At 54.4% G+C, this 25,029-nt stretch carries 26 protein-coding genes; 16 read left to right on the top strand and 10 right to left on the bottom strand.

The genetic code is table 11. From position 1 onward, the window contains the following. The 7 genes from AB9F29_RS07685 to glpK all read left to right on the top strand — a co-directional run bounded on the left by AB9F29_RS07685 (position 1) and on the right by glpK (position 7,687). Positions 1 to 1,092 (top strand): ABC transporter ATP-binding protein, encoded by a 1,092-nt coding sequence (locus AB9F29_RS07685; RefSeq protein ID WP_369755200.1) that lies wholly within the window; start codon positions 1 to 3, stop codon positions 1,090 to 1,092. 11 nt (positions 1,093 to 1,103) lie between these two features. Beyond that, positions 1,104 to 2,183 carry an ABC transporter ATP-binding protein gene (locus tag AB9F29_RS07680; protein WP_369755199.1) on the top strand — a complete coding sequence of 360 codons (1,080 nt, stop codon included), beginning with the start codon at positions 1,104 to 1,106 and terminating at the stop codon, positions 2,181 to 2,183. A 53-nt stretch (positions 2,184 to 2,236) separates the two neighbouring features. Next, positions 2,237 to 3,109: a carbohydrate ABC transporter permease gene (locus AB9F29_RS07675; protein WP_039003842.1), complete on the top strand. Its 873-nt coding sequence runs from the start codon at positions 2,237 to 2,239 to the stop codon at positions 3,107 to 3,109. Next, positions 3,109 to 3,957 carry a carbohydrate ABC transporter permease gene (locus tag AB9F29_RS07670; RefSeq protein WP_369755198.1) on the top strand — a complete coding sequence of 283 codons (849 nt, stop codon included), beginning with the start codon at positions 3,109 to 3,111 and terminating at the stop codon, positions 3,955 to 3,957. Before AB9F29_RS07675 ends, AB9F29_RS07670 begins: the two co-directional genes overlap by 1 nt. Positions 3,958 to 3,980: 23 nt before the next feature. After that, positions 3,981 to 4,253: a DUF2160 domain-containing protein gene (locus AB9F29_RS07665; RefSeq protein WP_039003840.1), complete on the top strand. Its 273-nt coding sequence runs from the start codon at positions 3,981 to 3,983 to the stop codon at positions 4,251 to 4,253. A gap of 73 nt (positions 4,254 to 4,326) precedes the next feature. Beyond that, positions 4,327 to 6,051 carry an ABC transporter substrate-binding protein gene (locus AB9F29_RS07660; protein ID WP_369755197.1) on the top strand — a complete coding sequence of 575 codons (1,725 nt, stop codon included), beginning with the start codon at positions 4,327 to 4,329 and terminating at the stop codon, positions 6,049 to 6,051. A 148-nt stretch (positions 6,052 to 6,199) separates the two neighbouring features. Next, positions 6,200 to 7,687: a glycerol kinase GlpK gene (gene glpK, locus AB9F29_RS07655; protein WP_369755196.1), complete on the top strand. Its 1,488-nt coding sequence runs from the start codon at positions 6,200 to 6,202 to the stop codon at positions 7,685 to 7,687. Between the two features lie 84 nt (positions 7,688 to 7,771). On the opposite strand, the gene AB9F29_RS07650 is transcribed toward glpK, so the two are convergent. Next, positions 7,772 to 8,473: a FadR/GntR family transcriptional regulator gene (locus tag AB9F29_RS07650; protein ID WP_369755195.1), complete on the bottom strand. Its 702-nt coding sequence runs from the start codon at positions 8,471 to 8,473 to the stop codon at positions 7,772 to 7,774. Between the two features lie 291 nt (positions 8,474 to 8,764). On the opposite strand from AB9F29_RS07650, the gene AB9F29_RS07645 reads away from it, so the two are divergent. The 9 genes from AB9F29_RS07645 (at position 8,765) to AB9F29_RS07605 (ending at position 18,086) form a co-directional block, all read left to right on the top strand. Beyond that, the gene (locus AB9F29_RS07645) at positions 8,765 to 9,727 is read left to right on the top strand and encodes a TRAP transporter substrate-binding protein (RefSeq protein ID WP_369755194.1); all 963 of its coding nucleotides are present in this window, start codon (positions 8,765 to 8,767) and stop codon (positions 9,725 to 9,727) included. A gap of 61 nt (positions 9,728 to 9,788) precedes the next feature. Further along, the gene (locus AB9F29_RS07640; RefSeq protein ID WP_369755193.1) at positions 9,789 to 10,298 is read left to right on the top strand and encodes a TRAP transporter small permease; all 510 of its coding nucleotides are present in this window, start codon (positions 9,789 to 9,791) and stop codon (positions 10,296 to 10,298) included. Position 10,299: 1 nt separating this feature from the next. Then, the gene (locus tag AB9F29_RS07635) at positions 10,300 to 11,583 is read left to right on the top strand and encodes a TRAP transporter large permease (protein WP_335583590.1); all 1,284 of its coding nucleotides are present in this window, start codon (positions 10,300 to 10,302) and stop codon (positions 11,581 to 11,583) included. 264 nt (positions 11,584 to 11,847) lie between these two features. Beyond that, positions 11,848 to 12,885 (top strand): Gfo/Idh/MocA family protein, encoded by a 1,038-nt coding sequence (locus AB9F29_RS07630; RefSeq protein WP_369755192.1) that lies wholly within the window; start codon positions 11,848 to 11,850, stop codon positions 12,883 to 12,885. Continuing rightward, the gene (locus AB9F29_RS07625; RefSeq protein WP_369755191.1) at positions 12,882 to 13,907 is read left to right on the top strand and encodes a Gfo/Idh/MocA family protein; all 1,026 of its coding nucleotides are present in this window, start codon (positions 12,882 to 12,884) and stop codon (positions 13,905 to 13,907) included. Before AB9F29_RS07630 ends, AB9F29_RS07625 begins: the two co-directional genes overlap by 4 nt. Positions 13,908 to 13,936: 29 nt before the next feature. Then, entirely contained in the window at positions 13,937 to 14,932 is a 996-nt protein-coding gene (locus AB9F29_RS07620) for a Bug family tripartite tricarboxylate transporter substrate binding protein (RefSeq protein ID WP_369755190.1), read from the top strand. A 63-nt stretch (positions 14,933 to 14,995) separates the two neighbouring features. After that, positions 14,996 to 15,505 carry a tripartite tricarboxylate transporter TctB family protein gene (locus AB9F29_RS07615; protein ID WP_369755189.1) on the top strand — a complete coding sequence of 170 codons (510 nt, stop codon included), beginning with the start codon at positions 14,996 to 14,998 and terminating at the stop codon, positions 15,503 to 15,505. A gap of 7 nt (positions 15,506 to 15,512) precedes the next feature. Continuing rightward, positions 15,513 to 17,006, top strand: coding sequence for a tripartite tricarboxylate transporter permease (locus AB9F29_RS07610; RefSeq protein WP_369755188.1), 1,494 nt, complete (start codon positions 15,513 to 15,515; stop codon positions 17,004 to 17,006). 105 nt (positions 17,007 to 17,111) lie between these two features. Then, positions 17,112 to 18,086, top strand: coding sequence for a hypothetical protein (locus AB9F29_RS07605; RefSeq protein WP_369755187.1), 975 nt, complete (start codon positions 17,112 to 17,114; stop codon positions 18,084 to 18,086). A 22-nt stretch (positions 18,087 to 18,108) separates the two neighbouring features. On the opposite strand, the gene AB9F29_RS07600 is transcribed toward AB9F29_RS07605, so the two are convergent. From AB9F29_RS07600 to AB9F29_RS07560, 9 genes are read right to left on the bottom strand one after another with little or no spacing between them, the layout of a single operon-like run. Next, complete coding sequence (locus AB9F29_RS07600) at positions 18,109 to 18,507, bottom strand: CBS domain-containing protein (protein WP_369755186.1); 399 nt, start codon at positions 18,505 to 18,507, stop codon at positions 18,109 to 18,111. After that, a complete protein-coding gene (gene nqrM, locus AB9F29_RS07595; protein WP_335583582.1) occupies positions 18,504 to 18,677 on the bottom strand; it encodes a (Na+)-NQR maturation NqrM in 174 nt (57 codons plus the stop codon). The genes AB9F29_RS07600 and nqrM overlap by 4 nt, the downstream gene beginning before the upstream one ends. A gap of 9 nt (positions 18,678 to 18,686) precedes the next feature. Continuing rightward, positions 18,687 to 19,658 (bottom strand): FAD:protein FMN transferase, encoded by a 972-nt coding sequence (locus AB9F29_RS07590; protein WP_369755185.1) that lies wholly within the window; start codon positions 19,656 to 19,658, stop codon positions 18,687 to 18,689. Between the two features lie 3 nt (positions 19,659 to 19,661). Beyond that, entirely contained in the window at positions 19,662 to 20,885 is a 1,224-nt protein-coding gene (gene nqrF, locus AB9F29_RS07585) for an NADH:ubiquinone reductase (Na(+)-transporting) subunit F (protein WP_369755184.1), read from the bottom strand. Further along, entirely contained in the window at positions 20,882 to 21,484 is a 603-nt protein-coding gene (gene nqrE / locus AB9F29_RS07580; protein WP_369755183.1) for an NADH:ubiquinone reductase (Na(+)-transporting) subunit E, read from the bottom strand. The genes nqrF and nqrE overlap by 4 nt, the downstream gene beginning before the upstream one ends. Beyond that, the gene (locus tag AB9F29_RS07575; RefSeq protein WP_369755182.1) at positions 21,481 to 22,143 is read right to left on the bottom strand and encodes an NADH:ubiquinone reductase (Na(+)-transporting) subunit D; all 663 of its coding nucleotides are present in this window, start codon (positions 22,141 to 22,143) and stop codon (positions 21,481 to 21,483) included. Before AB9F29_RS07575 ends, nqrE begins: the two co-directional genes overlap by 4 nt. Position 22,144: 1 nt before the next feature. Beyond that, complete coding sequence (nqrC, locus tag AB9F29_RS07570; RefSeq protein ID WP_369755181.1) at positions 22,145 to 22,951, bottom strand: NADH:ubiquinone reductase (Na(+)-transporting) subunit C; 807 nt, start codon at positions 22,949 to 22,951, stop codon at positions 22,145 to 22,147. Beyond that, entirely contained in the window at positions 22,944 to 23,756 is an 813-nt protein-coding gene (locus AB9F29_RS07565) for an RnfABCDGE type electron transport complex subunit D (RefSeq protein ID WP_369755180.1), read from the bottom strand. The genes nqrC and AB9F29_RS07565 overlap by 8 nt, the downstream gene beginning before the upstream one ends. Next, positions 23,753 to 25,003, bottom strand: coding sequence for an NADH:ubiquinone reductase (Na(+)-transporting) subunit A (locus AB9F29_RS07560; protein ID WP_369755289.1), 1,251 nt, complete (start codon positions 25,001 to 25,003; stop codon positions 23,753 to 23,755). The genes AB9F29_RS07565 and AB9F29_RS07560 overlap by 4 nt, the downstream gene beginning before the upstream one ends. Positions 25,004 to 25,029 lie beyond the last annotated feature (26 nt).

Genomic DNA, 25,029 nt, shown 5'->3' with positions numbered 1-25,029 from the left:
ATGTCACTTGTTCTAGAGGGCGTGTCGAAGGTTGCGAATGGCCAGACACATATTTACCCCACCGACTTAGAGCTGCAGTCCGGCACTATGAATGTTTTGCTTGGGCCAACCTCATCGGGCAAGACTTCTTTGATGCGTTTGATGGCCGGACTTGATGTGCCTAATACGGGCAAAGTAATCTGGAACGGTCAGGATGTGACAGGCATGCGTGTGCAGGAGCGCGGGATTGCCATGGTCTATCAACAGTTCATTAACTACCCGTCGATGAGTGTTTACGACAATATCGCCAGCCCGATGCGCCTTTTGGGGCAATCGGCGGACCAGATCGACAAGGCCGTTAAGAAGGCCGCCGACCTGATGAAACTTGCGCCGTTTCTTGAGCGCAAGCCGCTTGAGCTTTCTGGTGGTCAGCAACAGCGGTGCGCGTTGGCGCGGGCGCTGGTGAAAGATGCGGGCCTTGTTTTGCTGGATGAGCCATTGGCAAACCTCGACTATAAGCTGCGCGAAGAATTGCGCGCCGAGATCCCGAAAATCTTTGAGGAAGCTGGCTCGATCTTTGTCTATGCGACCACGGAACCCGAAGAAGCACTATTGTTGGGTGGCAATACCGCGACCCTCTGGGAAGGCAAAATCACCCAATTTGGGTTGACGCCTTTCGTTTACAGACAGCCCGTAGATGCGACCACCGCCCGCGTATTTTCCGATCCGCCGATGAATTTCCTGCCTGTTCAAAAGGTCGGAAACCGCTTGAAGTTTGGCAATGACCAATCAGACAGCGCGGCTTCGGGGGCCTTTGCTGATCTTAAGGATGGCCGTTACGTCGCGGGGTTCCGACCCAACCATCTGAAGCTTGAAAAGCACACGCAAGGCGCTCTGGAATTCACGGGTAAGCTGAACGTAACCGAGATAACGGGGTCAGAAACATTCATCCACCTCGACCACCACGGCGAAAACTGGGTTGGTTTGGTTCATGGCGTGAAGATATTGGAAATTGGCGCTTCGTTGAAGGTCTATCTGGATCAAAGCCATGTTTACATCTTTGCAGAAGACGGCACTTCGGTCGCCCCTGCAACTTATGCAACCGCAGCCTGAGGGACATTCAAATGGCAAAAATTACCCTCGAAAATCTGGCACATTCGTACCTGCCCAATCCGAAAAGCGACGACGACTACGCGCTGAAAGAATTGAACCACGACTGGGTGGATGGAGAAGCTTACGCCCTGCTTGGGTCCTCAGGTTGTGGCAAGTCCACACTGCTCAACATCATTTCAGGTCTGCTGCATCCCAGTCAGGGTCGTATCCTGTTTAATGACCGTGACGTGACAATGGAGCCGACAACACAGCGCAATATCGCGCAGGTTTTCCAGTTCCCCGTTGTTTATGATACAATGACCGTGCACGACAATCTGGCGTTTCCGCTGCGCAACCGTGGGGCTGATCCCGCCTATATCAAAGAACGCGTTCAGCAAATAGCGGCGATGATTGGCATGGAGGCCACCCTTGGTCACAAGGCGCGCGGGCTGACTGCGGACGCAAAACAGAAGATTTCGTTGGGGCGTGGCATGGTGCGTGAAGACGTGAATGCGCTGTTGTTTGATGAGCCGCTGACCGTGATTGACCCACATATGAAGTGGGAATTGCGCACGCAGCTTAAATCGCTGCATCACGAATTTGGCCACACGATGATCTATGTGACCCACGACCAGACCGAGGCCCTGACTTTCGCGGATAAAGTGGTGGTTATGTATGACGGGCGGGTTGTGCAAATGGGCACACCGCAAGAACTTTTTGAAACACCAGCGCATACGTTTGTTGGCTATTTCATCGGCTCTCCGGGGATGAATGTTCTGTCCGCCGAAGTGACGGGAAATACCGCCGTGATTGGTGGCACAGAGATCGCGCTTGGCAAAAGCTATGGCAGTCCGGCGGGCAAAGTCGAACTTGGCGTGCGGCCCGAATTTACCGCGCTCGTTACGGGGAACGAGGGTTTGCCCGTGACCATTAAGCGGGTCGAGGATGTTGGCCGCCACAAAATCGTGCGCGCCGATTTCCAAGGGACCGAGATCAATATCCTCGCCGAAGAAGGTGCTAACATTTCACCCGACATGAACCGAGTCGTGTTCGATACGGCCGGAGTGAACGTCTATTCCGATAGTTGGCGGGTTCCCCCGCAAGGAGCGTGACATGATGATGAAATCGAAAACCCCGCCCTTCACATCTTTGCAAGGAATGAGCCATGAATAAGACAGTCAACCAAAAGGCCTGGTTCCTCGTTTTACCAGTGCTGCTCCTTGTCGCGTTTTCTGCGGTTATTCCTTTGATGACCGTTGTGAATTATTCGGTTCAGGACACCTTCGGAAAAAACGTATTTTTCTGGGCTGGCCTCGATTGGTTCCGCGATATGATGGCCTCAGAACGCATGTGGAATGCGCTGGGTCGCCAGATCGCGTTTTCCTGTATCATCCTTGCCATTGAAATTCCGCTGGGGATTTTCGTGGCGCTGAACATGCCGAAAAAAGGATTCTGGGCCTCGTTTTGCCTGATCCTGATGTCGTTGCCCTTGCTTATTCCGTGGAACGTTGTGGGCACCATTTGGCAGATTTTTGGGCGTGTTGATATTGGTCTGTTGGGCTATACACTGGCCGCCTTGGGGATTGATTATAACTACACCCAAGACTTCTATGCTGCATGGGTCACCGTCATTGTGATGGATGTTTGGCACTGGACGTCATTAGTTGCGCTTTTGGCTTATGCGGGGCTTCAGTCGATCCCCGATGCCTATTATCAAGCGGCGAAAATCGACCAAGCCAGCCGGTGGAAAGTATTCCGCTTTATTGAGCTGCCCAAGATCATGGGCGTTCTTATGATCGCGATCCTGTTGCGCTTTATGGACAGCTTTATGATCTACACCGAGCCTTTCGTGGTGACGGGTGGTGGACCTGGGAACTCGACGACGTTCTTGTCGATTGACTTGGTCAAGATGGCGCTAGGACAGTTTGATCTTGGCCCCGCAGCCGCCTTCTCGATCATGTATTACCTCGTGATCCTGTTGATTTCATACGTCTTCTACACTGTGATGACGAACCTTGATAAAAGGGATGGCCACTGATGTCTGATTTTACCAACACAGCGCCAAAACGTGGTTTTGCTTTGCCAAAGATCAGAGGCAACGCCATTGTTATGGGCCTCTACTTGCTGTTCTTGCTTTTGCCGATCTATTGGCTTTTGAATATGAGCCTCAAGACCAACTCGGAGATTTTGAACAATTTTACCCTTTGGCCACAGGATTTAACCTTCGACAACTACCTGACGATCCTGACGGATCCATCTTGGTACACAGGGTATCTGAATTCGATGACGTATGTGGTCATGAATATGGTGATCTCCCTCGCGGTTGCGCTGCCAGCGGCCTATGCCTTCAGTCGTTATACCTTCCTTGGGGATAAGCATTTGTTCTTTTGGTTGCTCACCAATAGGATGGCGCCCCCCGCCGTTTTCGCGCTGCCGTTCTTTCAGCTCTATAGCTCGGTCGGGTTGTTCGACACGCATATTGCCGTCGCTCTCGCGCATTGCCTGTTTAACGTGCCGCTGGCGGTTTGGATTTTGGAAGGGTTTATGCGGGGCGTGCCCAAGGAAATCGACGAGACTGCCTATATCGATGGGTATTCTTTCCCACGGTTTTTCATTCGGATTTTCACGCCATTGGTTGCCTCTGGTATTGGGGTCACCGCGTTCTTCTTGTTCATGTTTAGCTGGGTTGAATTGCTTCTAAGCCGCACGTTGACCAGTGTGAACGCCAAACCGATTGCCGCCACAATGACACGGACCGTCGGTGCCGCAGGGATCGACTGGGGTGTGCTCGCAGCAGCGGGTGTCCTGACAATCGTTCCCGGTGCATTGGTGATCTATTTTGTCCGTAACTACATCGCCAAAGGCTTTGCCTTGGGTCGCGTGTAAGAAAAGAAAGAGGAGAAACAAGTATGGAATGGATGGCATGGACTTGGCCGACCGCCGCTTTCTTTGGGGTTATCGCGGCAACGCTGATTACTTTTACGACCCTTGCGATTAAATTCCCCGAGGTGCCGCGCAATGGCGTCCTTGGGATTGAAACAACGCGCGGTGACCGACTGTTCATCACGCTACTTGGCTCGGCCTTTATTAATCTGGCTTGGCTTGGAATGCTCAGTGCCCCCCAATGGGGAGCCCTGATCGTATGTCTCTTTTATGCCATCGCGGTTTTCCGCTGGGTTTAAGGGACGGCATTATGGGGCGGTCCCAATTATAAAAAATGACCGCCTTACTTGTTCTATTTTTGGGAGGACTAAAATGAACTTACGACTACTTAAAGGAACGACCGCGCTTGGACTTGCAGCTTGCATGCTCACAGCGCCGGCGTTCGCAGACATGGAAGCCGGCAAGGCTTTCCTTGACAGCGAGATCGGCGATCTTTCGACGTTGTCGCGTGCCGATCAAGAAGCTGAACTTCAGTTTTTTGTCGACGCGGCACAGCCGTACCAAGGCATGTCGATCAACGTTGTCTCCGAAACAATCGGAACGCATGAGTATGAGTCCAATGTTTTGGCTCCAGCGTTCGAAGCCATCACCGGCATCAAGGTCACACATGACCTGATCGGCGAGGGCGATGTTGTTGAAAAGCTGCAAACACAAATGCAGTCGGGCGAAAATATCTATGACGCCTATATCAACGACTCCGATTTGATCGGGACGCACTGGCGTTACCAACAGGCGCGTAACTTGACCGACTGGATGGCGGGTGAGGGTGCTTCTGTTACCAACCCTAATCTTGATCTGGAAGACTTTATTGGACTTTCATTCACCACGGGTCCAGATGGCAAAGTCTATCAGTTGCCAGACCAACAATTCGCGAACCTTTACTGGTTCCGGTATGATTGGTTCAACGACGAGCAAAACAAAACGGACTTCAAAGAGAAGTACGGCTACGATCTCGGCGTTCCTGTAAACTGGTCCGCCTATGAGGATATCGCTGAATTCTTCACAGGCCGTGACTTGTCGCGTCTTGGCGTAGAAGGCGAAGTCTTTGGCAACATGGATTATGGCAAAAAAGACCCGTCCTTGGGTTGGCGCTATACTGATGCGTGGCTGTCCATGGCTGGTGCAGGCGACAAAGGTGAGCCAAATGGCCTGCCAGTTGACGAATGGGGTATCCGCGTTAACGAAAACTCACAGCCTGTAGGCTCGTGTGTTGCGCGTGGCGGTGCCACAAACGGTCCAGCAGCAGTTTACGCTGTGACCAAAGCAATCGAATGGTTGGAAAAATATTCTCCACCCGCGGCTGCTGGTATGACATTCTCCGAAGCAGGCCCAATTCCTGCACAGGGTAATGTTGCTCAACAAATGTTCTGGTATACAGCCTTTACTGCGGCTTCGGTTGAGCCCGGTCTGCCTGTGATGAACGAAGATGGTACGCCAAAATGGCGTATGGCCCCTTCGCCACACGGCGCATATTGGACTGAAGGAACAAAAATCGGCTACCAAGATGCCGGTTCTTGGACTTTGATGAAATCCACACCAGTGGATCGTGCTCAAGCGGCTTGGCTCTATGCCCAGTTCGTTACGTCCAAAACTGTTGACGTGAAGAAAAGCCATGTTGGCCTCACATTCATCCGTGAATCCACAATCCAGCATGATAGCTTTACTGAGCGTGCACCAAAACTTGGTGGTCTCGTTGAATTCTACCGTTCGCCAGCGCGCGTTCAGTGGTCGCCAACAGGGACAAACGTCCCAGACTATCCAAAATTGGCACAATTGTGGTGGCAGAACATCGGCGACGCTATGTCCGGTGCGAAAACTCCACAAGAAGCCCTCGATACGCTTTGCGCAGACCAAGAAAAGGTTATGATCCGTCTTGAGCGTGCAGGTGTCCAAGGTGATATCGGTCCGAAAATGAACGAAGAGAGCGATCCTTCTTTCTGGCTCGATCAACCTGGTTCGCCAAAAGCGAAACTGGCAAATGAAGACGAAGATCCCGTCACAATTTCCTATGACGAGCTGATCAAGTCTTGGCAGTAAGAAACTGATTTTGGGGCCATTCACGTGGCCCCAATTTAATACTCAATCGACATTTCTTTGGACGAACGGTGGGCCAACCGGCCAAAGAAACGGGCGGTCGCTTTTATCGGTGGCCGCCTACCTACATTAAAAGCATGGTGGAAATAGCATGACCTACATCCTCGCGATTGACCAAGGCACGACCTCAACACGTGCGATTGTGTTTGATAGAACGATGGCCGTCGTTGCCAGCGAACAACAAGAGTTCGCCCAACATTTCCCCCACTCCGGCTGGGTTGAACACGCGCCCGCCGACCTGTGGAATACCACGCTTGCCGCCTGTCATGGGGCGATCAAACATGCCGAAATCTCACCCACAGATATTGCCGCCACCGGGATCACCAACCAACGCGAAACCACGATTGTTTGGGACAAGGTCACGGGCGAGCCCCTTTATAACGCCATCGTCTGGCAGGACAGGCGCACGGCCGATCAATGCCGTACCCTGCGCGAGGCTGGCCATGAAGAGATGATCACCGCCCGCACTGGTCTTTTGCTCGACCCCTATTTTTCGGGCACAAAACTTAAGTGGATTTTAGACCACGTCGAGGGAGCACGCGAACGTGCCGCCAAGGGCGAATTACTCTTTGGTACCGTCGATAGTTTCCTGATTTGGAAGCTGACGGGGGGCGCAGTTCATGCCACAGATGCAACAAATGCCGCGCGCACAATGCTTTACGACATTCGCAAAGGCCGCTGGAGCAAAACGATTTGCGACCTGCTTGAAATCCCGATGGAGATGTTACCAGAGGTCAAGGATTGCGCCGCTGATTTCGGTAAAACGGACGCGGATTTGTTTGGCCGCGCGATCCCGATTTGCGGCGTTGCTGGCGACCAACAGGCCGCGACCATCGGGCAGGCGTGTTTTCAACCGGGTATGATGAAATCAACTTACGGCACGGGGTGTTTTGCGCTTTTGAACACAGGTGAAACTCCTGTTGTGTCGCAAAATCGCTTGCTGACCACGATCGCTTATCAACTGGACGGAAAACCAACCTACGCGCTTGAGGGGTCGATTTTTGTTGCCGGAGCCGTTGTGCAATGGCTGCGGGATGGGTTGCAAATCATCCAAGACGCCTCGGAAACGCAAGCGCTGGCTGAACAGGCGGACCCGCATCAAAATATTGTTTTGGTCCCCGCCTTTGTGGGCCTCGGCGCGCCCTATTGGAATGCGGAATGTCGCGGGGCTGTCTTTGGGCTGACCCGCGGGTCGGGCCCTGCGGAAATGGCCAAGGCCGCACTTGAAAGTGTCGGTTATCAGACCCGCGATTTGCTGGACGCGATGTCCGCTGATTGGCAAGCGACAGGTGTTCAACCAACCCTGCGGGTTGATGGTGGCATGTCGCAAAACGATTGGGCGATGCAGTTCCTTTCGGATATTATCGCCGCCCCTGTGGACCGCCCAATGAACCACGAAACTACGGCCCTTGGTGTGGCGTGGCTCGCGGGAATGCATGTTGGTGTTTACCCTGATCAGGCAGAATTTGCAGAACAATGGGCCCGTGAAATCCAGTTTGTACCGCATATGGACGACGCACAACGCCAAGAAAAATATGCAACTTGGAAAAAAGCCATCGACGCGACACTTAGCTTTTAGGCGGTATCGGTTTTTCGCGGATACCGTACCAATGCGAAAAATTTTTCTCAAACGGCAGGGTAAACATGCGATCCACCCGTTGCTCTAGGAGTCCGGCGTAAAAACTGATGCGCGCAAAAGGACGCGGCGCACGTCAATCAAATGCGCTTGCATCCGTCGACGACACAATTCCGCATCCCGCGCGGCGAGCGCATCTAGAATGAGGCGGTGATGTTTTAACGCCGTGTCCTGAGAATCGCCAAACAAGCCAGTAAGTACCCCCATGCGCTCGAAAAGGGGCGAAAACATTTGGGACCAAAGCCCGTCAACGATCCGCACAAGTGGTTCGATGCGGGTGGCCTCCGCGAGGGTGATATGAAAGGCGCGATCCGCGTCACGATGCGTTTCTTTGCCGTGGGCACTTGCCATGGCACTGATGCTCGCCTCGATTGCCATCAAATGGTTTGCGTCGATGGATGTCGCAGCCCTTGCTGCAATCTCGCCTTCGATGAGTTCCCGCGCATCCAATAGTTCCAACGGGCCCGCCCCAAGGTCATCTCCAGTTAAGGCCCCCGCCTTGGTCACATAGATACCAGATCCCGTGCGGATATTCACTTGTCCTGCAATTTCTAGCGCTATCATCGCTTCTCGCAGGGTAGAGCGAGCGACGTTAAGGCGCGTGGCGAGTTCCCTCTCTGGTGGCAATCGGGTTCCAGGTTTTAGACCCTCATCAATGATGATTTTGGTGATTTGGTCGGCCACTTGGCGATAAAGCCGAAATCCGGGTTCGTGAAAACGCTGGGTCAAAAGGGCCTCCTCGCCGAGTTGTCGGGGTATATTATGCCAGTGCGCGGGGAAACAAAAGGCAAATATCCAGAATTGGTCTTGCCGAAAGAGTAAAAATCGGGTCAAGTTCGTTAATTGGACGGGCCAATTTAGGGGAATCAAATATTTTTTGACTATATGACGTTGTTTAGTTTGTATTGGATGCCGTTTATTTTGACCGGTCAGACCAGTCGCAACGGTTACGCATCGTCATCCGTCATCCCGATTGGGAAGGACCCGATAATCCAACAACCACTCTAGGGAGGAGTTACTATGAATAAGATACTTAGACTTAGCCTTGCCGCAGCATTGCTGGCAGGAACCGCTCAGGCGCAGGAATTGCGTGGCTGGAATACGCACGTGCCAGATTACCCAGTCTCTATCGCGCTTGATCGTTTTGTTGAATTGGTTGAGGAGCGCACCGAGGGCCGCGTTCAAATGCAGAACTACCATGGCGCGACGCTGGGCGAGGGCGAGTTTGCAACAGAGCAATTGCAGTTTGGCGCGCTTGACTATGGTGTCTTCTCGACGGCGCCGATGGTTAACACAGTCAAAGAGCTTGGCGTGACGTCACTGCCCTATGTTTTCAAAGACCCTGAACATCAGTATCGCGTAATGGAAGGCCCGATCGGCGCGGACATCGCAGCGGCCATGGCGGAAGCCAACATGGTACCCCTGTCTTGGTTCGCGTCTGGTTCGCGCAGCTTCTATGCAAATGAGCCGCTGAACTCGGTTGAGGACATCGCGGGCAAGAAATTCCGCGTGCAAAATAGCGACATCAACGTGGCCATGGTTGAAGCCCTAGGCGCGAATGCGACGCCGTTGCCATTTGGTGAAGTCTATACATCAATCCAGTCCGGAGTTGTGGACGGGGCCGAAAACAACTGGCCAAGCTATGAATCCACAGGGCATTTTGAAGTTGCGCCTTACTATATCATCGACAACCACACGATTGTTCCTGAAGGCATCATCTTTGCCAAAACCACTTGGGATAAGTTCTCGGAAGCCGATCAGGCCATCATCAGTGAAGCTGCGCAAGAAGCTGCGATTTATCAGCGCGAGCTTTGGGCGGCCCGTGAAGCAAAATCGCGTGAAATCGTCGAAGCTGGCGGGGCAACCATTGTCGAAGGCATTGATACCACAACGTTCTCTGCCAAAATGGGGCCGGTATATGAGCAATTCGCAAGTGATCCGGTCGTAGCTGATTTGCTACTGCGCATCCAGAACACCGAATAACTCAAATATGGGGCGCTGCATATGTAGCGCCCCTTTTTAATTGAACCTAGGAAATTGCTTCATGTATTGGAAAGCCGTTGACCATATTGCTCGTGCCGTGGTTGGCATCAGTTCGGTAGCGCTGGTGTTGCTCGTGGTGTTCACGGGCTGGCAAGTTTGGGGGCGTTATGTCCTGAATGACACGCCGACGTGGACCGAAAAGGCGGCCTTATTGCTGGTCTTGATTGTGTGTCTCCCGATGGCCGCCGTGGGGCTTCGCGAGAATTTCCATCTGGGTATCGACTACCTTACCGATTATTTAGGACCAAAAGCGCGACGTATTCTAAAGACAGCAAACACCTTTGTCCTCGGCTTTTTTGGCGTGGCGATGATGGTCGAATCTTGGCCGCTGGTCGTTGGCACTTGGGGGCGGGATATTCCGCTTTTGGGGCTGCCACAGGGGTTGCAATATGCGCCCCTGATCCTCACGGGGGGCTTGATTGTCCTGTTCATGGTTGAGCGTGTTTGGTTCTTGTGGATGGGCGACGAGATGGATCCGCCGCTGGATGTTTCGCAAATGGGAGATATCTAGGATGGGTCTTACAATTCTTCTTATGGTCTTTGTCATCACAGTGATCGCAGGGATTCCAATTGCTTTTGCCTTGGGCATCGCCGCACTAGCAACCGCAACTTATCAGGGTATTCCCGAGTTGATCGTCTTTCAGCGCATCGTTGCTGGGATCAACGTCTTTTCCCTGCTCGCAATTCCCTTCTTTATTTTCGCAGGCGAGATCATGATGCGCGGCGGGATCGCGATCCGATTGGTCCGTGCGGCAGAGACCGTTGTAGGGCAGGTGCGCGGCGGCCTCGGCGTCGTCAACGTGCTCACATCGATGCTTTTCGGTGGTATTTCTGGCTCGGCTGTGGCCGATACCTCCGCGCTTGGATCGGTCATGATACCGATGATGCGCGAACGGGGCTATGACGATGACTATACGGTCAACGTCACGGTTACCTCATCAATCGCCGGCGTTCTGATCCCGCCAAGCCACAACATGATCCTCTATGCACTGGCCGCAGGTGGCGGTATTTCGATCACCTCCCTATTCATTGCGGGCGTTATCCCTGGCATTATCCTGTGTCTTTGTTTGTCCGTCGCGGCCTATGTGATCGCGGTTCGTCGGGGCTATCCAACGGGCATCTTCCCCGGCTGGCGCGCCGTTGTGTTTGCGATGGGAGCGGCGCTTCCCGGATTTATGACGGCCGTTATTATCATCGGTGGCGTGGTTTCCGGCATTTTCACCGTGACGGAAAGCGCGGCTATTGGCGTGATCTATGCGCTTTTTGTCACCGTGTTTTTCTATCGTTCCCTGTCTTGGCAGGACTTTAGGGACAGCGTAACGCAGGCCATTCGCACAACGGCAATGGTGATGATCCTTGTCGGTACGGCCCAATCGTTCAGCTATTTCATCACGCTGTATCAGGTGCCATCCGCCATTCTTGCGGGTATGCAAACGCTTTCGGAAAACAAGATCGTTCTACTGCTGTTGATAAATTTGTCGCTGCTTGTACTGGGCATGTTCATGGATATGGGCGCGCTGATCTTGATTTGCACGCCGATCTTTTTACCCGTTGCTAAAGCGCTTGGGGTTGATCCAGTACAATTCGGGATGATCTTGATGATGAACCTTGGCCTTGGCCTCACGACACCACCGGTGGGGCCTTGCCTGTTTGTCGGCTGCTCGATTGCGAAGGTGAAGATCGAAAGTGTCATCGGAACAATCTGGCCGTTCTATCTAGCGATTTTCGCAGCACTCATGCTCACCACGTTTGTGCCAATCATCAGCCTCGGCCTGCCACGCTTAATGGGCTACTGACCAAGTTTGGCGAGATAAGGCGCGCACTGTTCCTTACCTCGCCAACGATCTTTTCGCGCGCATGTGAAACTTTAACTCAGACTTAGTCTGCTCGTTGCCCTTGCAAGAATCTTTCAACTCAGACACAGTGTATTCATGTATACAACAGAGCGACAAAGTAGAGGCGGTTGAAGATAGTGCAGTATTCCGACCCATTTTATCCTGCCCGCCAAGGCGCTCGCACTAATGTGCGCCTGCACAAAACCGTCAAGGAGACGCTACAAAATGGCTAACCAACCCATTCGACTGGCCGTCATCGGCCTTGGTATGGCTTCAAAGCCGCATCTGGCCGCCCTGCGCCAACTTGCGCCAAACGTCGAAGTGGCTGGCGTGTTTGCCCGCAACGAAGAGCGGAGAAAGGCGGTCGCAGAACAAGGCGGTTGGCGGGCGTATGATAGTTTGCAAGCCATTTGTGAGGACGCGACTGTTGACGGAGCAATCGTCATAACCCCTCCAAATGCGCGGGCGGATATCGTGGCGGCTCTGGCCAAGGCTGGCAAACATGTCTTGATGGAAAAGCCTGTTGAGCGGGATTTGTCGCGCGCCGTTTCTCTTGTTGAAACCTGCGAAGCGGCGGGGGTGCAGCTTGGGATTGTTTTGCAGCATCGGTTTCGTGCGGGGGCGGAGGCGCTTCGCGGCCTTGTTGACGGCGGTACTCTTGGCAAAATCAATATGGTGCGCGTGACGGTGCCTTGGTGGCGCGACCAATCTTATTACGATCAGGCTGGGCGGGGAACCTATGCGACGGATGGCGGCGGAGTTTTAATTACCCAAGCCATTCATATGCTGGATTTAATGTTAAGCCTTACAGGGCCAGTGTCCAAAGTCTCCGCGCTTATTGGCACAACATCTCTCCATGACATGGAAGGCGAGGATTTCGCCAACGCGGGGTTGGTTTTTGCGAATGGTGCGATTGGTTCTGTCATGGCCACAACAGCGAGCTATCCGGGTGGGGCGGAAACCTTGGAATTGGATACGGACAAGGCAGGCCTGCGCTTAGCTGCGGGCGAGTTGGTGATTAACTGGCGCGATGGCCGCACCGAAACCATCGGCGAAATTACCGGAACGGGCGGCGGTAGCGACCCGATGGACTTCCCCTGCGACTGGCACCGTGACTTGATCGCAGATTTTGCCATGAGCCTGCGAGATGGGCGTGCGCCGCGCATAACCGGACGGGATGCTTTAGACGTGCACAGGTTGATCGATGCGATTGAACGGTCGGCGCGATCAGGTCAACTCACCGCTGTGCAGGTGGCGTCATGACGTTAAAATTCGCGGCGTTGGGACTGGATCACCGGCACATTTACGGGATGTCGCAGGGCATGATCGATGCGGGTTGTACATTTGCCGCCTACTGGACCGAAGGCGAGCCGCAACCCTTGGCCGGTTTCACCAAACGGTTTCCCGATGTTGCGCGTGTGACGAGTATTGATGAAATCCTGAACGATGAAACCATTCAACTGGTTTTGATTGCAGCGGCACCCAAAGATCGCGCCCTCCTGTCAATTGAGGCCATGCGGCATGGCAAGGACGTGATGTTGGACAAACCAGGTTGTCTCACGTCAGAGGAATTGGTCGACATTGAAGCGACAATCAAAGCGACGGGGCGTATTTGGTCGATCAATTTCTCAGAACGGTTTGAGGTGCCTGCGGTCACGCTTTGCGATCAATTCCTGGCCGAAGGGCGGATTGGCGAGATTGTGCATATCATGGCCGTCGGCCCGCACCGATTGAATGCCCAGATGCGGCCAGACTGGTTTTGGTTACCATCAGAATACGGCGGCATTCTGGGCGATATCGGCGCGCATCAGATTGACCAGTTCCTCCATTTCTCGGGTGCGGAAACGGCGGAAATTACCCGTTCAACCGTCGGAAATATGAACACACCCGCGCATCCAAAATTTCAGGATTTTGGCGAAATGAACCTGAGTGCTGGTCGGGTGCAGGGCTATGTCCGGCTCGACTGGTTTACCCCTGATGCGGCCCCCAATTGGGGCGACGGTCGTGTAACGATTGTTGGCACTGAGGGTTACATCGAGTTGCGAAAATATATGGATATCGGCGGACAAGCGGGAGGAGATCATGTGTTTTTGGTCAACGGGACGGAATGCACACGGTTTGATGCGTCAAACGCAGGAACGCCGTATTTCGCGCATCTGCGCCACGATATCGAAAATCGAACCGAAACGGCCTGCCCACAGAGGCACACACTAACCGTGATGAGGCTGGCAATGGAGGCCCAGAACCAAGCTATTCGGCTCGGCACACTGGCAGACAGGCATTGAGCTTAAAAACGAACCAACTGGAGGAAACTATGAGATTTAAACATTATTTAGCAGCCGGAGCGACAGTTGTAGCGACGGCAATTGCGGCCCCTGCGATGGCAGAATGGCCCGAAAAACCGATCCAACTTATCGTGCCATGGGGTGCGGGTGGTGCCACCGATCAGGTGACCCGCATCGTGGCGGCGGAACTCGAAGATGCGCTTGGGCAAAACGTTGTTGTCGTTAATCAAGAAGGCGCGTCTGGCTCAATCGGTTCAAAAGCGGCATGGGATGCGCCACACGACGGGTACACATGGACCGCAGGCGCGGCAAAAGACCTCGGGACTTATGCGGTGACAGGGAAAATGGACACCTCGATCAAAGATTGGGATCTCTATTTGAATTCAGCATTGGCGAGCGTGATTTCGGTGCCTGCTAACTCCGAAATCAATGATCTTGCGGGTTTTCTGGCAGCCTTGAAAGCTGGTGGCCTTAAGGTTGGCACTTCGGGCGTGAATTCCGCGGGGCACTCGTCGATTGAAGCCCTGTCCAACGCGGTTGATGGATCCTACATCCACGCGATCTATGATGGCGGAGCGACGGCAGTTCAATCCACAGTCGCGGGCGAAACCGACGTCACAACCCAACTGATCTCCGAGCAAATCGACATGCTGCGGGCGGGTGTGCTCAAACCCATTGCGATTATCTCCGACAGCGACGTTGAAGTCAAAGGGGCGGGCGTAATCCCATCGGTTTTGACCGAATTGCCCGACCTCGCCGTTGCTCCGATTTACTTCGGTATTTTCATCCCTGGCGATGTTCCTGACGAAGTGACCGCCAAAATGGAAGCTGCTTGGAGCGATGTGATGGCAAACTCCACGGCCCTTGCGGAATACACCGATGGGCGTGGATCAATCATGACTGTGTTCTCGGGCGATGAGGCCCAAGCCAAGGTTTGGCCTTCGATCCAATCAAACGCATGGTTGCTGCATGACGGCGGGCAATCGACCATCAGCCCTGACGAACTTGACATCCCGCGCCCCTAATCTCGCGCGTAAACTCCGCCGGACCGTCCTGTTTTCGGTCCGGCACTTAAGGAAGGTCATGACATGAACAACAGCAGTCTGGATCGGATTTCCGGCGTCTTTTTTACCCTGCTTGGCGCGCTGGTTTTCGCAGGCGCTTGGGCAATGCCTCGGTTTGAGGCACAGGGTGCTCCAATTTACCAAGCCCCCGGTTTCACCCCCGCCCTCTTGGGAATTGGCTTAAGTATCTGTGGCTTGTTCCTTGTATTTAGGCCAGCAGGAAAGGCCGCAGAGGACTTCGAATTTTGGAGCGATGTTTTCGGGAATCCCGCCAATCGCAAGCGCGCCCTCGCGGCGTTTGTCCTGACGCTTGGCTACGGCGCGGTATTGTTTGGAAATATGCCCTATGTGCCCGCGACTTTCTTGTTCATATTTGCCTTCGTTGCGGTGTTTGAAACATGGCTAAAACCCGAAGACGCGACCAAGAAAACGCCGATATGGCGCATCCTCACGATCGCGGCCGTCCTTGGTCTGATCGTGAGTTTTGGCACCCACATAATATTCCAGAAGCTCTTTCTCGTGCAGCTTCCTTGAGGTCATAATGCCAGATTTTATGCAGATCCTCGCCGCGTTTCAGCTGGCACTTGGACCCAGCCTCTTGCTGACCACCCTCTGGGCGACCCTTCTTGGCGTTGTCATCGGTATGATGCCCGGTCTTACCGCCACGATGGGACTCGCGCTTCTGACGACGTTGACCTTCCAGATGGACAGCGCGGAGGCAATCACCGCGCTCTTGGGGATGTATGTGGGCTCGATTTATGGCGGCAGCCGAACGGCGATCATCCTAAACATGCCGGGCACACCAGCGAGTGCCGCCACCACCCTCGATGGCTACCCTTTGGCCCGTCAATCCAAGGCGCGTGAAGCCTTGGGGCTTGCGACAATCGGCTCGCTCCTTGGCACATTGGTCGGAGTAGCTTTGTTATTGTTTACGGCCCCGATTTTGGCCAGTTATGCCCTGAAATTCGGCTCGTATGAGTTCTTCTGGCTTGCCTTGTTTGGCATCGTTATTTCGGGCCGATTGACCGCGAGTTCCGATCCCCTGAAGGGCTTTATCGCAGGCTTTTTGGGGTTGATCCTCGCAATGGTCGGACAGGAACAAGTCTTTGCCTACGCCAGATATTCCTATGGAATTCATGACTTTACGGGCGGCATTAGTTTGATCCCAGCTATGGTTGGTGCCTTTGGATTTGTTGAAATTATTTCCAGTATCTCCAATAGCAAAACACCAGAGATGGCGGAAAACAAGGGGCGGCTTCTGCCCCGTATGCGAGAAATCGTAAGCTTTTCTCCCACGGTCTTGCGCTCGGGGGTCGCGGGAACAGTGATGGGGTTGATACCGGGTGTCGGCGAGGACATAGGTGCTTGGGTTTCTTATGCTATCGCCAAGCGTTTCAGCAAAGAAAAAGAGATGTTTGGTAAAGGCTCCAAAGAGGGATTGATCGCCGCGGAAACTGGAAATTCGGCTGCCGTTCCGGGCGCGATTATTCCAGTTCTAACATTGGGTATTCCCGGATCGGCCCCTTCGGCGGTGCTGCTCGCGGCCTTGATTATTCATGGTGTTCAACCCGGACCCCTGATTATGATCCAAAACGCCGACATGGTGTATGGTATCGTTGCCGCGACGGTCCTCGCAGCGATTGCGATGACCGTTTACGGGGTCCTATTGACGACCCCGTTGCTGCTTGTGTTGCGCATCCCGCGTGAACGATTGCTGCCGATCATCTTTGTTTTATGCGTGGTTGGTTCCTACGCGATCGCGGCGCGCCCGTTTGACGTTTGGGTTATGCTGGCGTTTGGTACAGTCGGTTTCGTTTTGCGGCAAATGAACTATCCCATGGCTCCGCTGGTTTTGGGCCTCGTGCTTGGTGACATCCTCGATAAAAGCCTGCGTCGCGGTTTGATCCTGTCCGAAGGATCGCTTGAACCGTTCTTTACGCGTCCAGTCAGTTTGGTGTTAGCAATCGCAACATTGCTGAGCGTCGGATTGCTGATAGTTTCGGGGATCAAGTGGAAAAAACGCGTCCGAGATTAGGTGCGGTGAAATTGAGGGTGAGTTCTTCTACGTCTAGACGAGACAGGGACAATTATTTAAGGAGAAGCGCGGTTAAACAACTCCTTACATCGTCAGGCGGCAAAGATGGATGACTCAATAGAAACGTGCAAAGACAATGCGAAGTGGACGCTGTCTTCGGCGATTTGCACAGCGGAAGTTCGCTCCTTAGGGGGTATGTTGCAAAACGTTCATTTCTTATTTGCAAATGGCGATACTTTCGCACCATTGGCGCAAGCAGACTGGGCGGATGACGCCCCCAAGGAAGACTGCAAAATTGCGCCGCATTTGCAGAGATTGGGCGGAGAATGGCCCTGCGTTCCCTTCGGCACAAGCCCTAGCGACCCACAGCATCATGGCTATGCAAGCAACGCGCATTGGCGATGTACACACCAGTCACAGCGTCGGATAGAACTCGTTATCGACTTTCCAAAATCCCATGTTGTCAGCCAGTTGCGCAGAACAATTGAAGTGTCTGAGGAGGCGCATCGCGTCGATTGCAGCTTGTCGATTATTGTGCGCAACGCATGTGAACTACCGATTGGGTTGCATCCGATTTTTCGACTGCCGACTGATGCGCCGGTCCATATTGGTTTGGAAAACAGCACCTTGCTCGAACCAATGCCCGCAGAAATTCGCACGCCAAATTTTCAGCTTGTTGCCGCCGAAGGTCGTATGCTGTTCGGGGCTGACGGGCAGGAAATTGACTTTTCACAAGGATATACGGGCCTTTCTACAGAGCTTGTGCAGGGGTATGACGCGGGCGGAAAAGTCGCGGTGGAATACCCGCAGGAGGGCAAGAAGGCGGTCCTTCAATGGGATGAAAATGCCCTGCCGCACTGCCTTTTCTGGTTGGCGAACCCGCATCAATTTGAGCACCTAGGGGCGTTCCGCGGATTGGGAGTCGAGCCGATATCGAGCTGGTTTGATCGCGGTACGAAACCTCTTTTTGGGGCAGCAAAGGACTCTCCGCGTCCTTTCGGCGTTAAGCTGAAACCGAGCGAGCCATGGTCAATGGATTATTCAATAAGCGCGGAGACAATTTTGGTGGAGGGGGGCTGAATAATGGCCGCGTCCCTTGGCCTCACTGCCAGTTTTCCAGAAGCGCTTTTAGGATATCCGCGCGGCTGACTTGTCCGACCAAACGCCCGTCTTGCACAACAGGAAAACGACGAAAATTACTGGCAAGGAAGTGCCCCGCAGCGGTGACAAGGTCCGTCTCGGCCTCCATTGTCTCAACTTTGGCGCTCATGTAGCCCGAGACTGCGCAACCCCATTCCTGATAATACGCGGCATTGAGGGCGGCGCGCAGGCAATCTTTCTTGGAAAGAACGCCAATCAGAGCACCGTCCGCATCGACAACCGGCGCTCCCGAAATCCGCTTGTCCAGCAACACTTTCATAGCCTCCAGAATGCGCATTTCTGGGCGCAGGAGGGTCAAGTCGATCGTCATATAATCGCTTACGCGCGGCTGAGAATTCATGTCGAGCTCCCTTTGCTAGATCGCTTGGGGCAGACGGCACATTCCGCGCTGGGAATGCAAGCCAACCCGCCGCAAGATCCCTTGATCGGAGCACGTCCAAAGATCGCTCCCAATGACAGGCCGATGATTGCCAGAAGGATGAGGCCGAGTGTTATACCAAAAGTGATCATCCGCGTTCCCTATCCAATAATCCGCGTTGAGAAGTTGGCCGTCATAACCTCCCGCAGACCGCTTGCATCCCGTACCACGAACAATGCGGGGATATGCTCACGGTTGGCAAACGAAATGCCTTGCTCGGGGCCCATTGCGAAAAGGGCCGTGGCCAAGGCATCGGCGGTGATTGCCTGTGGTGCAAAAACACTTACGCAGGCAAGGGGGGTATCGGCTGGTCGCTTAAGCTTTGGATCAATAATATGGCCGTAGCGTCGACCGTTGAAATCAAAACGGTTAACGCGATCCCCAGACGTGGCCAAGGCCTCGCCGTCAATGGCCACAACACGTTGAAGCGCGGCGGATTGTGGCTCTGGGCGCTCGATACCAGCGTACCAAGGGCGACCCGCAGGGTGATGCCCCAGCGCATAAACCTCTCCGCCGAGTTCAATGAAAAAGCTGGCCTGGCCAAGGGTCATTAGCGCCGTGGCGATCCGGTCCAATGCGTGGCCCTTGGCAATGCCACAGAGGTCGAGCGTTTGGGAAATATGGGCTTTTTTCGCGCTTTGTGCGCCGAGTTCCAGATCGCCAAATCTGCCCGCGGGTTGCTGTGTTATGGGACCAAATCCATAGCGTCCGGCCACGCCACCGAGTGTGGGATCAAAAGCGCCGCGTGTGAGGGTCGCCACGCGTTTGGCCTCGCGGATTGTAGTGTGGGTTTGCGCCGACAGGGGCACCCATTCCAGCGTTTCCATTCGGTTGAAACGCGAGATTTCGGACATTGGCAGGAAGGGCGACATGGCGCCGTCCACCGAGGTGACAATGCCTTTGACAGCGGACACAATCGCGCCCGCATCGGCTCCGGCGGCAATTCTGATCCGCCAACTTGCGCCAAAGGCTGGTCCTTCGATTTGCAGGACATCACGGGTTTGCGCCCTAAGTGCCGTTGCCCAAAACATCGCACCTGTGCCTACCAAGAATTTGCGTCGTGTGTATGTCATGGGCTACCCTCCAAAATCATCATTGAAAATTCGCTCAGGATCGACCCCAAGATCGTCCAGCATCGTTAGTACGGCGCGGATCATTAGGGGCGGTCCGCAGAGGTAGTATTCGCAATCATGCGGTGCTGGATGTGCGGCAAGATGACAGCGCAAAGCAACCTCATGAATAAAGCCCGTTTCGCCTTGCCAGTCGTCGTCGGGGGCGGGGTCCGAGAGCGCTGCGGTCCAATGAAAATGGGTGTGTTTTTCCTGTAAGAATTCAAATTCCTGTTCGTAAAATAAATCCATACGACTGCGCGCGCCATACCAAAAGCTGATTTTGCGCGTGGCGCCTTGTTGCTCCAATTGGTCCGAGATGATCGCCCGCAGGGGGGCCATGCCGACTCCGCCGCCGATAAAAACCATTTCGCGTTTACTGTCCTGTGCGGCGAAGGTGCTGAAGGGGCCCGACACGTTCACCTTATCCCCTTCAGCGCAGCCAAACAGCCACGACGATACAATCCCAGGTGGCAGATCTGCGTGATTTGGCGGGGGCAGGGCAAGCCGGACAAGCAAGACAATGCGCCCAGCCTTTTCCCCTGCTGCCGTGGCAATGGAATAGGCGCGGGAGGTGTTTTCTTGGCTGCTGGCGGTTAAATCGTTCACGCCCATTTTGTCCCATGCGGCCTGATGCTCGGGTGAAACTGCGTAGTCCGAAAACCGCAATGTATACGCCGGCGCCTCAACTGTAACAAACGCGCCTGGGATGAAAGTAAAGTCGGTGCCTGTGGGCAGATCCAACACAATTTCGCGGATAAGTGTCGCAACGGAGCGGCTCGAAACCACCTGACAAACCCACGACTTGGCTCGCAGCATGCTTTCGGGCAGGGTGATCGATATGTTGTCCCGTAGGGTGGTTTGACAGGCCAACCGCACACCCTTGGCAATATCTTGGCGCGACAGCAACGCCGTTTCGGTTTGGAGGGCTGGTGTGCGGCCTTCCATCACCTGAACGCGACACTGACCGCAGGTTCCCGCGCCCCCACAGGCCGATGGAATGACCATCCCACCGTCCGAGAGGATCGTGAGGAGTTTGTTGCCCGTCTTGGCCGTGATTTCCTGACGTCCGTTTACTTGAATCGTCACGTTTTTTGCGGGCATCAGAAAGGCGCGCGCCGCCAGTACAACTGTGGCCAGCAACAGGACAATACAAACAAAAACCACGCTTCCTAGCAGGACCTCAATCATGGCAGGCTCACTCCGACAAACGCCGAAAAGCCCATAGACATCAGGCCCGTCACGATGAAAGCCAGACCCAATCCGCGCAGGCCTTCGGGCACATCCGCATAGCGAAGCCGTTCGCGGATGGCGGCAAAAGCGACAATTGCGAGAGCCCATCCAACACCGCTGCCAAAGCCATAAACCATGCTTTCGGGCAAAGTATATTGTCGTTCGACCATGAACAGACTTCCCCCGAGAATGGCGCAATTAACCGTGATGAGCGGCAAGAAAACACCAAGGCTTCGGTGCAGGGCAGGGGCATAGCGATCAAGGGCCATTTCAAGGATTTGAACAAGTGCCGCAATCACCCCGATGAAGGAAATTAGCTTCAGGAACGTCAGATTAACTTCGGGCAGGCCGGCCCACGCCCAAGCTCCCTCAATCAAAAGGCCCTGAAATATCAAGTGGTTCACCGGTACGGTGATGGATTGAACCACGATCATCGCAATCCCAAGCCCAAAGGCTGTTTCCACCCGTTTGGACACGGCAAGGAAGGTGCAGATCCCTAGGAAGAAGGTGAGCGCAAGGTTTTCCTGAAGGACGGATTGAACGAAAAGTTCGATCATGGCTGATCCCCCACACGTGCGGGCAAAATCGGAAATTCATCGTCTTCGATTTGTGCAGGGCGGCGCGAGCGGATGCCCCAGATCATCAGGCCGATGATGAAGAAGGCGCTTGGTGCAAGGAGCATGAAGCCAAGCGGTTGGAACCAGCCACCTGTCGCAACCAAGGGCAGAACTTGTTGACCGAACAGGGAACCAGACCCCAACAACTCGCGGATTGTCGCCACGCTCATGAGGATCATTCCATAACCAAGCCCGTTGCCCAAACCGTCCAACAGGCTCGGCCAAACCGGATTGCGCATCGCAAAGGATTCCGCACGGCCCAGCACGATGCAGTTGGTCACGATCAGCCCCACAAATACAGACAACCGCTGGCTTATCTCGAACGCAAAGGCACGCAGCACCTGATCGGCGACGATCACCAGCGAGGCAATGATAGTGATTTGAACAACGAGGCGGATCGACGAAGGCAAGTGATTTCGGATCATACTGATGGCGGTGCTGGCGGCGGCTAGGACCGCCATCAAGGCAAGGCTCATGGTCAAGGCGGTGTCCAGCGCGGTGGTCACAGCCAACGCCGAGCAGATACCCAGCATTTGCAAAGTAATGGGGTTATTGTCAATCAGTGGCGCCGTAAGGTAGTGCATGTTTGATCTGGTCATTTTACATGTCCCCTGATTTTAGGCGCTTCAGGAACGGGCCATATCCATCCGCGCCCAGCCAGAAACGCACGAGGTTTGAAAGCCCCGTCGTCGAGCGCGTTGCCCCCGCAATGCCGTCCACTTCGAACGGGGTTGCGCCCGTGCCGCGCACCACCGATATGGTGATTTCACCGGCCGTGTTGGCCGTCTGTTTGCCCGACCATTGCGCCAACCATGCCGGATCGGTGACTCGTGATCCAAGTCCGGGCGTCTCGCCTTGCTCATAGATGCTCAGGCCCGCAACAGTGTTCAAATCACCTTCAAGGGCAAGGTACGCGCGGAGGGTTGATTGATATCCCGCACCGTAAATTGGCAGGACAACAAGCGCCAAGCCTTTGTTTCCACGTAGCAAATACACGGGGGCATGATTTGGCCGTACTTTAATTGCGGCGAGGTCAACCTCCGGTAGGAGGGGGGTGCTTTGGCTTGAATCGGTCTGCGCCGCGAGGAAATCATAGCTGGCGGCGTCGATGGTTTCGTCTATTTTTCCAGCCGCTAGATCGACAATCACGGTGTCCAATGTTTCCGCTCCGGTCTCGCGCAAAATATCCGCTAATCCGGGGAGGGTGGCCACCATCGCGGCAAATTTGGCTTCACGGGCGGCATCAATATGCGCCTGTTGACGCGGTTGAAGCAAAACGGATGTGAGGGACACGGTGAGGGCGGAAATCAGCGCGACCAGAAAGGCGACTCCCAAAGTTTTGACACGATTATCATTGGGAAGGGCCAGAAAACGACGCCACCAAGTGAGGGGGGAGAATTCAGTCATGGGCCTGCCTTTTTGCCCTTCGCCTAACATTGGCGGTTATAACGATTTGATCGATCAATGGGGCAAAGATGCTTGCTAGAAGGGCGGTAAAGACCACCGCGTTCAGGGATACGGTGCCACCACCAGCTTGACCAAGGATCACGAGAAGCCCGCCTGAAAACCCACCGTAAAGCCAGCGTCCAACATTGGTACTGGCGGCGGCGACCGGATCACCGATGAGGAACACAAGGCCAAGGATAAGGGTCGCACTTTGTAGGGCCGTCCAGTCTGGGGAGGTGCCTAGAAGCGTTGTTATTGCCAAAAGTCCGATGCAAAATCCGACAACAATGCGCCATGACAAAAGACCGAACACCAGTAATAATGCGCCACTTATTCCTGCTGCGATCGCCGCTGAAGGGCCGTCTGTCCCGCTTGTGATGCCTGGGAACGAAAACAGAAGGAACGCAAGGGCGACAACACTCGCGTTTAAAAAACCACGCCCGCGTTCACCAAAAATCAGGTCGCCCAGCACAAGGCCAAACGTCAGCGCGAGGCCCTGTTGCCACAGCGGAACCGTACTTGGTGCCAGAAGAATAAAAACCAAAGCGGTCACGATACCGTGCCAATCTATGGGCTTGTGTCGCAAGCGAGAAAACGCAAACGCCCAGCCCCCCGCCAAAGCAAGCGCCACAACAAGGGGCAGTAAAATTGCGACACCACGCTCAGAAATCGTGAGCGCCAAGGGCGGCAAAAGGGCAAAGCAAGTCGCCGCCGTTACCCGATAGGAGTTCCAAAGAGGGGGTAGATAAGCGTTTTGCCGTCTCATTCGACGTGCTCCTTGGCCAGCGTATTCAGTGCGTGGCGCAAAAGTGTGCCGTAGTCGTTGCCCGAGGGGCAGAGCCACGTCAGGAGGGCAAGATCTTCTTCCAAAAGCTCAAGGCAACCTAGGCGTTCCGCTGTTTCCACATCCCCCACGGCCAAGGCGCGCATCAATGGGACAGGCAATATATCAAAGGGAAATGCACGCTCAAAGGCTTCCAACGGCAGGGTCGCGCCATTTGCGGGGATGGGGAGGCGATCCATTAGTTTGTGCCAAAACGGTCGTGAAGGAAGGGCATGGGCGTGGCTATCATTGCAAGTTACTTGCAAATCAAAACGCCCGAGAAACGCGGCCTCACGGCCAGAAAAAATCGCGCCAGATTGCAAGGTTTGGGTGGGGTTCGCCACCAGATCCGTCAGTCTCGCACCCAAGGGCGCCGTGACCAACACTGGTTTGGACAGGCCAGAACCGGCAACAGATACGGTGCGCGACGACATGATGCGACCGGTTTCCAGCAAATGGCCAATCGCGAGAACGTCCTGATAGCCGATTTGCCAAACGGCTCGTTGCCGCGAAACGGGCAAGAGGGCGTGGATGTGAGTACCGGCCAGTCCTGCGGGATGGGGGCCGGAAAAAGGTGCGATCTTGAGACGCGCGCGCTCGGGAGCCAAGGGGGATCCGGGCTTTTGACAGAGGTACACTGGTCCGTCTGTTAACCGCAAAAGTGCCTCGATCCCGCGTAGGAAGTTTTGTGGTTGGGATGCCAAAACCTTGGCAGGATCGGCGGAAAAGGGGTGGGTGTCTTTAGCAGTGACAAAAATTGCCGAAGGTTTGGTTTCTGGGTCGGGTAGAAAGCCAAAAGGGCGGGTTTGAAAGCTGGTCCATGCACCACTTTTTAACAAGAGCTGACGCAATGCTGCGTCATCATTCTGGGTTTGGGCGATGTCAAAAATATGTTCGGCGTCACCTTGGCCCGTGATTTCCAACGTGTCCAAACTGCGCCGTCGTCCCCGTTTTATTTGGCTCACATGGCCTGCCACTGTGGCAACAAAACAAATTTCCGGATGGCGACGGTCGGTACAGAGGGTCTGCCCCGCGCCGACCTGATCATTTTCGGCCACACAAAGGTCAAACGACACACCGGGATAATCCCGCCCCATGAGCGCAACTCTGCGCACGGAACGCGTTTCGGGGAGGGGGCTATCAGGCCCCAAGCCCATATTTCCCTCTAGGCCTTTTTGTAAATTAAACAGAACTAAGCTCCCTCATTCGGATCGGA

Origin of the sequence: Falsihalocynthiibacter sp. S25ZX9, assembly GCF_041205405.1 — a bacterium.
Taxonomy (GTDB): domain Bacteria; phylum Pseudomonadota; class Alphaproteobacteria; order Rhodobacterales; family Rhodobacteraceae; genus Falsihalocynthiibacter; species Falsihalocynthiibacter arcticus.
Note: the sequence above shows the minus strand (reverse complement) of the source record. Positions and strands in the feature narration are given on the sequence as shown.

Coding starts and splice junctions, on each gene's coding strand:
- AB9F29_RS07685 (WP_369755200.1), top strand. CDS start 1: ATGTCACTTGTTCTAGAGGGCGTGTCGAAGGTTGCGAATGGCCAGACA.
- AB9F29_RS07680 (WP_369755199.1), top strand. CDS start 1,104: ATGGCAAAAATTACCCTCGAAAATCTGGCACATTCGTACCTGCCCAAT.
- AB9F29_RS07675 (WP_039003842.1), top strand. CDS start 2,237: ATGAATAAGACAGTCAACCAAAAGGCCTGGTTCCTCGTTTTACCAGTG.
- AB9F29_RS07670 (WP_369755198.1), top strand. CDS start 3,109: ATGTCTGATTTTACCAACACAGCGCCAAAACGTGGTTTTGCTTTGCCA.
- AB9F29_RS07665 (WP_039003840.1), top strand. CDS start 3,981: ATGGAATGGATGGCATGGACTTGGCCGACCGCCGCTTTCTTTGGGGTT.
- AB9F29_RS07660 (WP_369755197.1), top strand. CDS start 4,327: ATGAACTTACGACTACTTAAAGGAACGACCGCGCTTGGACTTGCAGCT.
- glpK (WP_369755196.1), top strand. CDS start 6,200: ATGACCTACATCCTCGCGATTGACCAAGGCACGACCTCAACACGTGCG.
- AB9F29_RS07645 (WP_369755194.1), top strand. CDS start 8,765: ATGAATAAGATACTTAGACTTAGCCTTGCCGCAGCATTGCTGGCAGGA.
- AB9F29_RS07640 (WP_369755193.1), top strand. CDS start 9,789: ATGTATTGGAAAGCCGTTGACCATATTGCTCGTGCCGTGGTTGGCATC.
- AB9F29_RS07635 (WP_335583590.1), top strand. CDS start 10,300: ATGGGTCTTACAATTCTTCTTATGGTCTTTGTCATCACAGTGATCGCA.
- AB9F29_RS07630 (WP_369755192.1), top strand. CDS start 11,848: ATGGCTAACCAACCCATTCGACTGGCCGTCATCGGCCTTGGTATGGCT.
- AB9F29_RS07625 (WP_369755191.1), top strand. CDS start 12,882: ATGACGTTAAAATTCGCGGCGTTGGGACTGGATCACCGGCACATTTAC.
- AB9F29_RS07620 (WP_369755190.1), top strand. CDS start 13,937: ATGAGATTTAAACATTATTTAGCAGCCGGAGCGACAGTTGTAGCGACG.
- AB9F29_RS07615 (WP_369755189.1), top strand. CDS start 14,996: ATGAACAACAGCAGTCTGGATCGGATTTCCGGCGTCTTTTTTACCCTG.
- AB9F29_RS07610 (WP_369755188.1), top strand. CDS start 15,513: ATGCCAGATTTTATGCAGATCCTCGCCGCGTTTCAGCTGGCACTTGGA.
- AB9F29_RS07605 (WP_369755187.1), top strand. CDS start 17,112: ATGGATGACTCAATAGAAACGTGCAAAGACAATGCGAAGTGGACGCTG.
- AB9F29_RS07600 (WP_369755186.1), bottom strand. CDS start 18,507: ATGAATTCTCAGCCGCGCGTAAGCGATTATATGACGATCGACTTGACC.
- nqrM (WP_335583582.1), bottom strand. CDS start 18,677: ATGATCACTTTTGGTATAACACTCGGCCTCATCCTTCTGGCAATCATC.
- AB9F29_RS07590 (WP_369755185.1), bottom strand. CDS start 19,658: ATGACATACACACGACGCAAATTCTTGGTAGGCACAGGTGCGATGTTT.
- nqrF (WP_369755184.1), bottom strand. CDS start 20,885: ATGATTGAGGTCCTGCTAGGAAGCGTGGTTTTTGTTTGTATTGTCCTG.
- nqrE (WP_369755183.1), bottom strand. CDS start 21,484: ATGATCGAACTTTTCGTTCAATCCGTCCTTCAGGAAAACCTTGCGCTC.
- AB9F29_RS07575 (WP_369755182.1), bottom strand. CDS start 22,143: ATGACCAGATCAAACATGCACTACCTTACGGCGCCACTGATTGACAAT.
- nqrC (WP_369755181.1), bottom strand. CDS start 22,951: ATGACTGAATTCTCCCCCCTCACTTGGTGGCGTCGTTTTCTGGCCCTT.
- AB9F29_RS07565 (WP_369755180.1), bottom strand. CDS start 23,756: ATGAGACGGCAAAACGCTTATCTACCCCCTCTTTGGAACTCCTATCGG.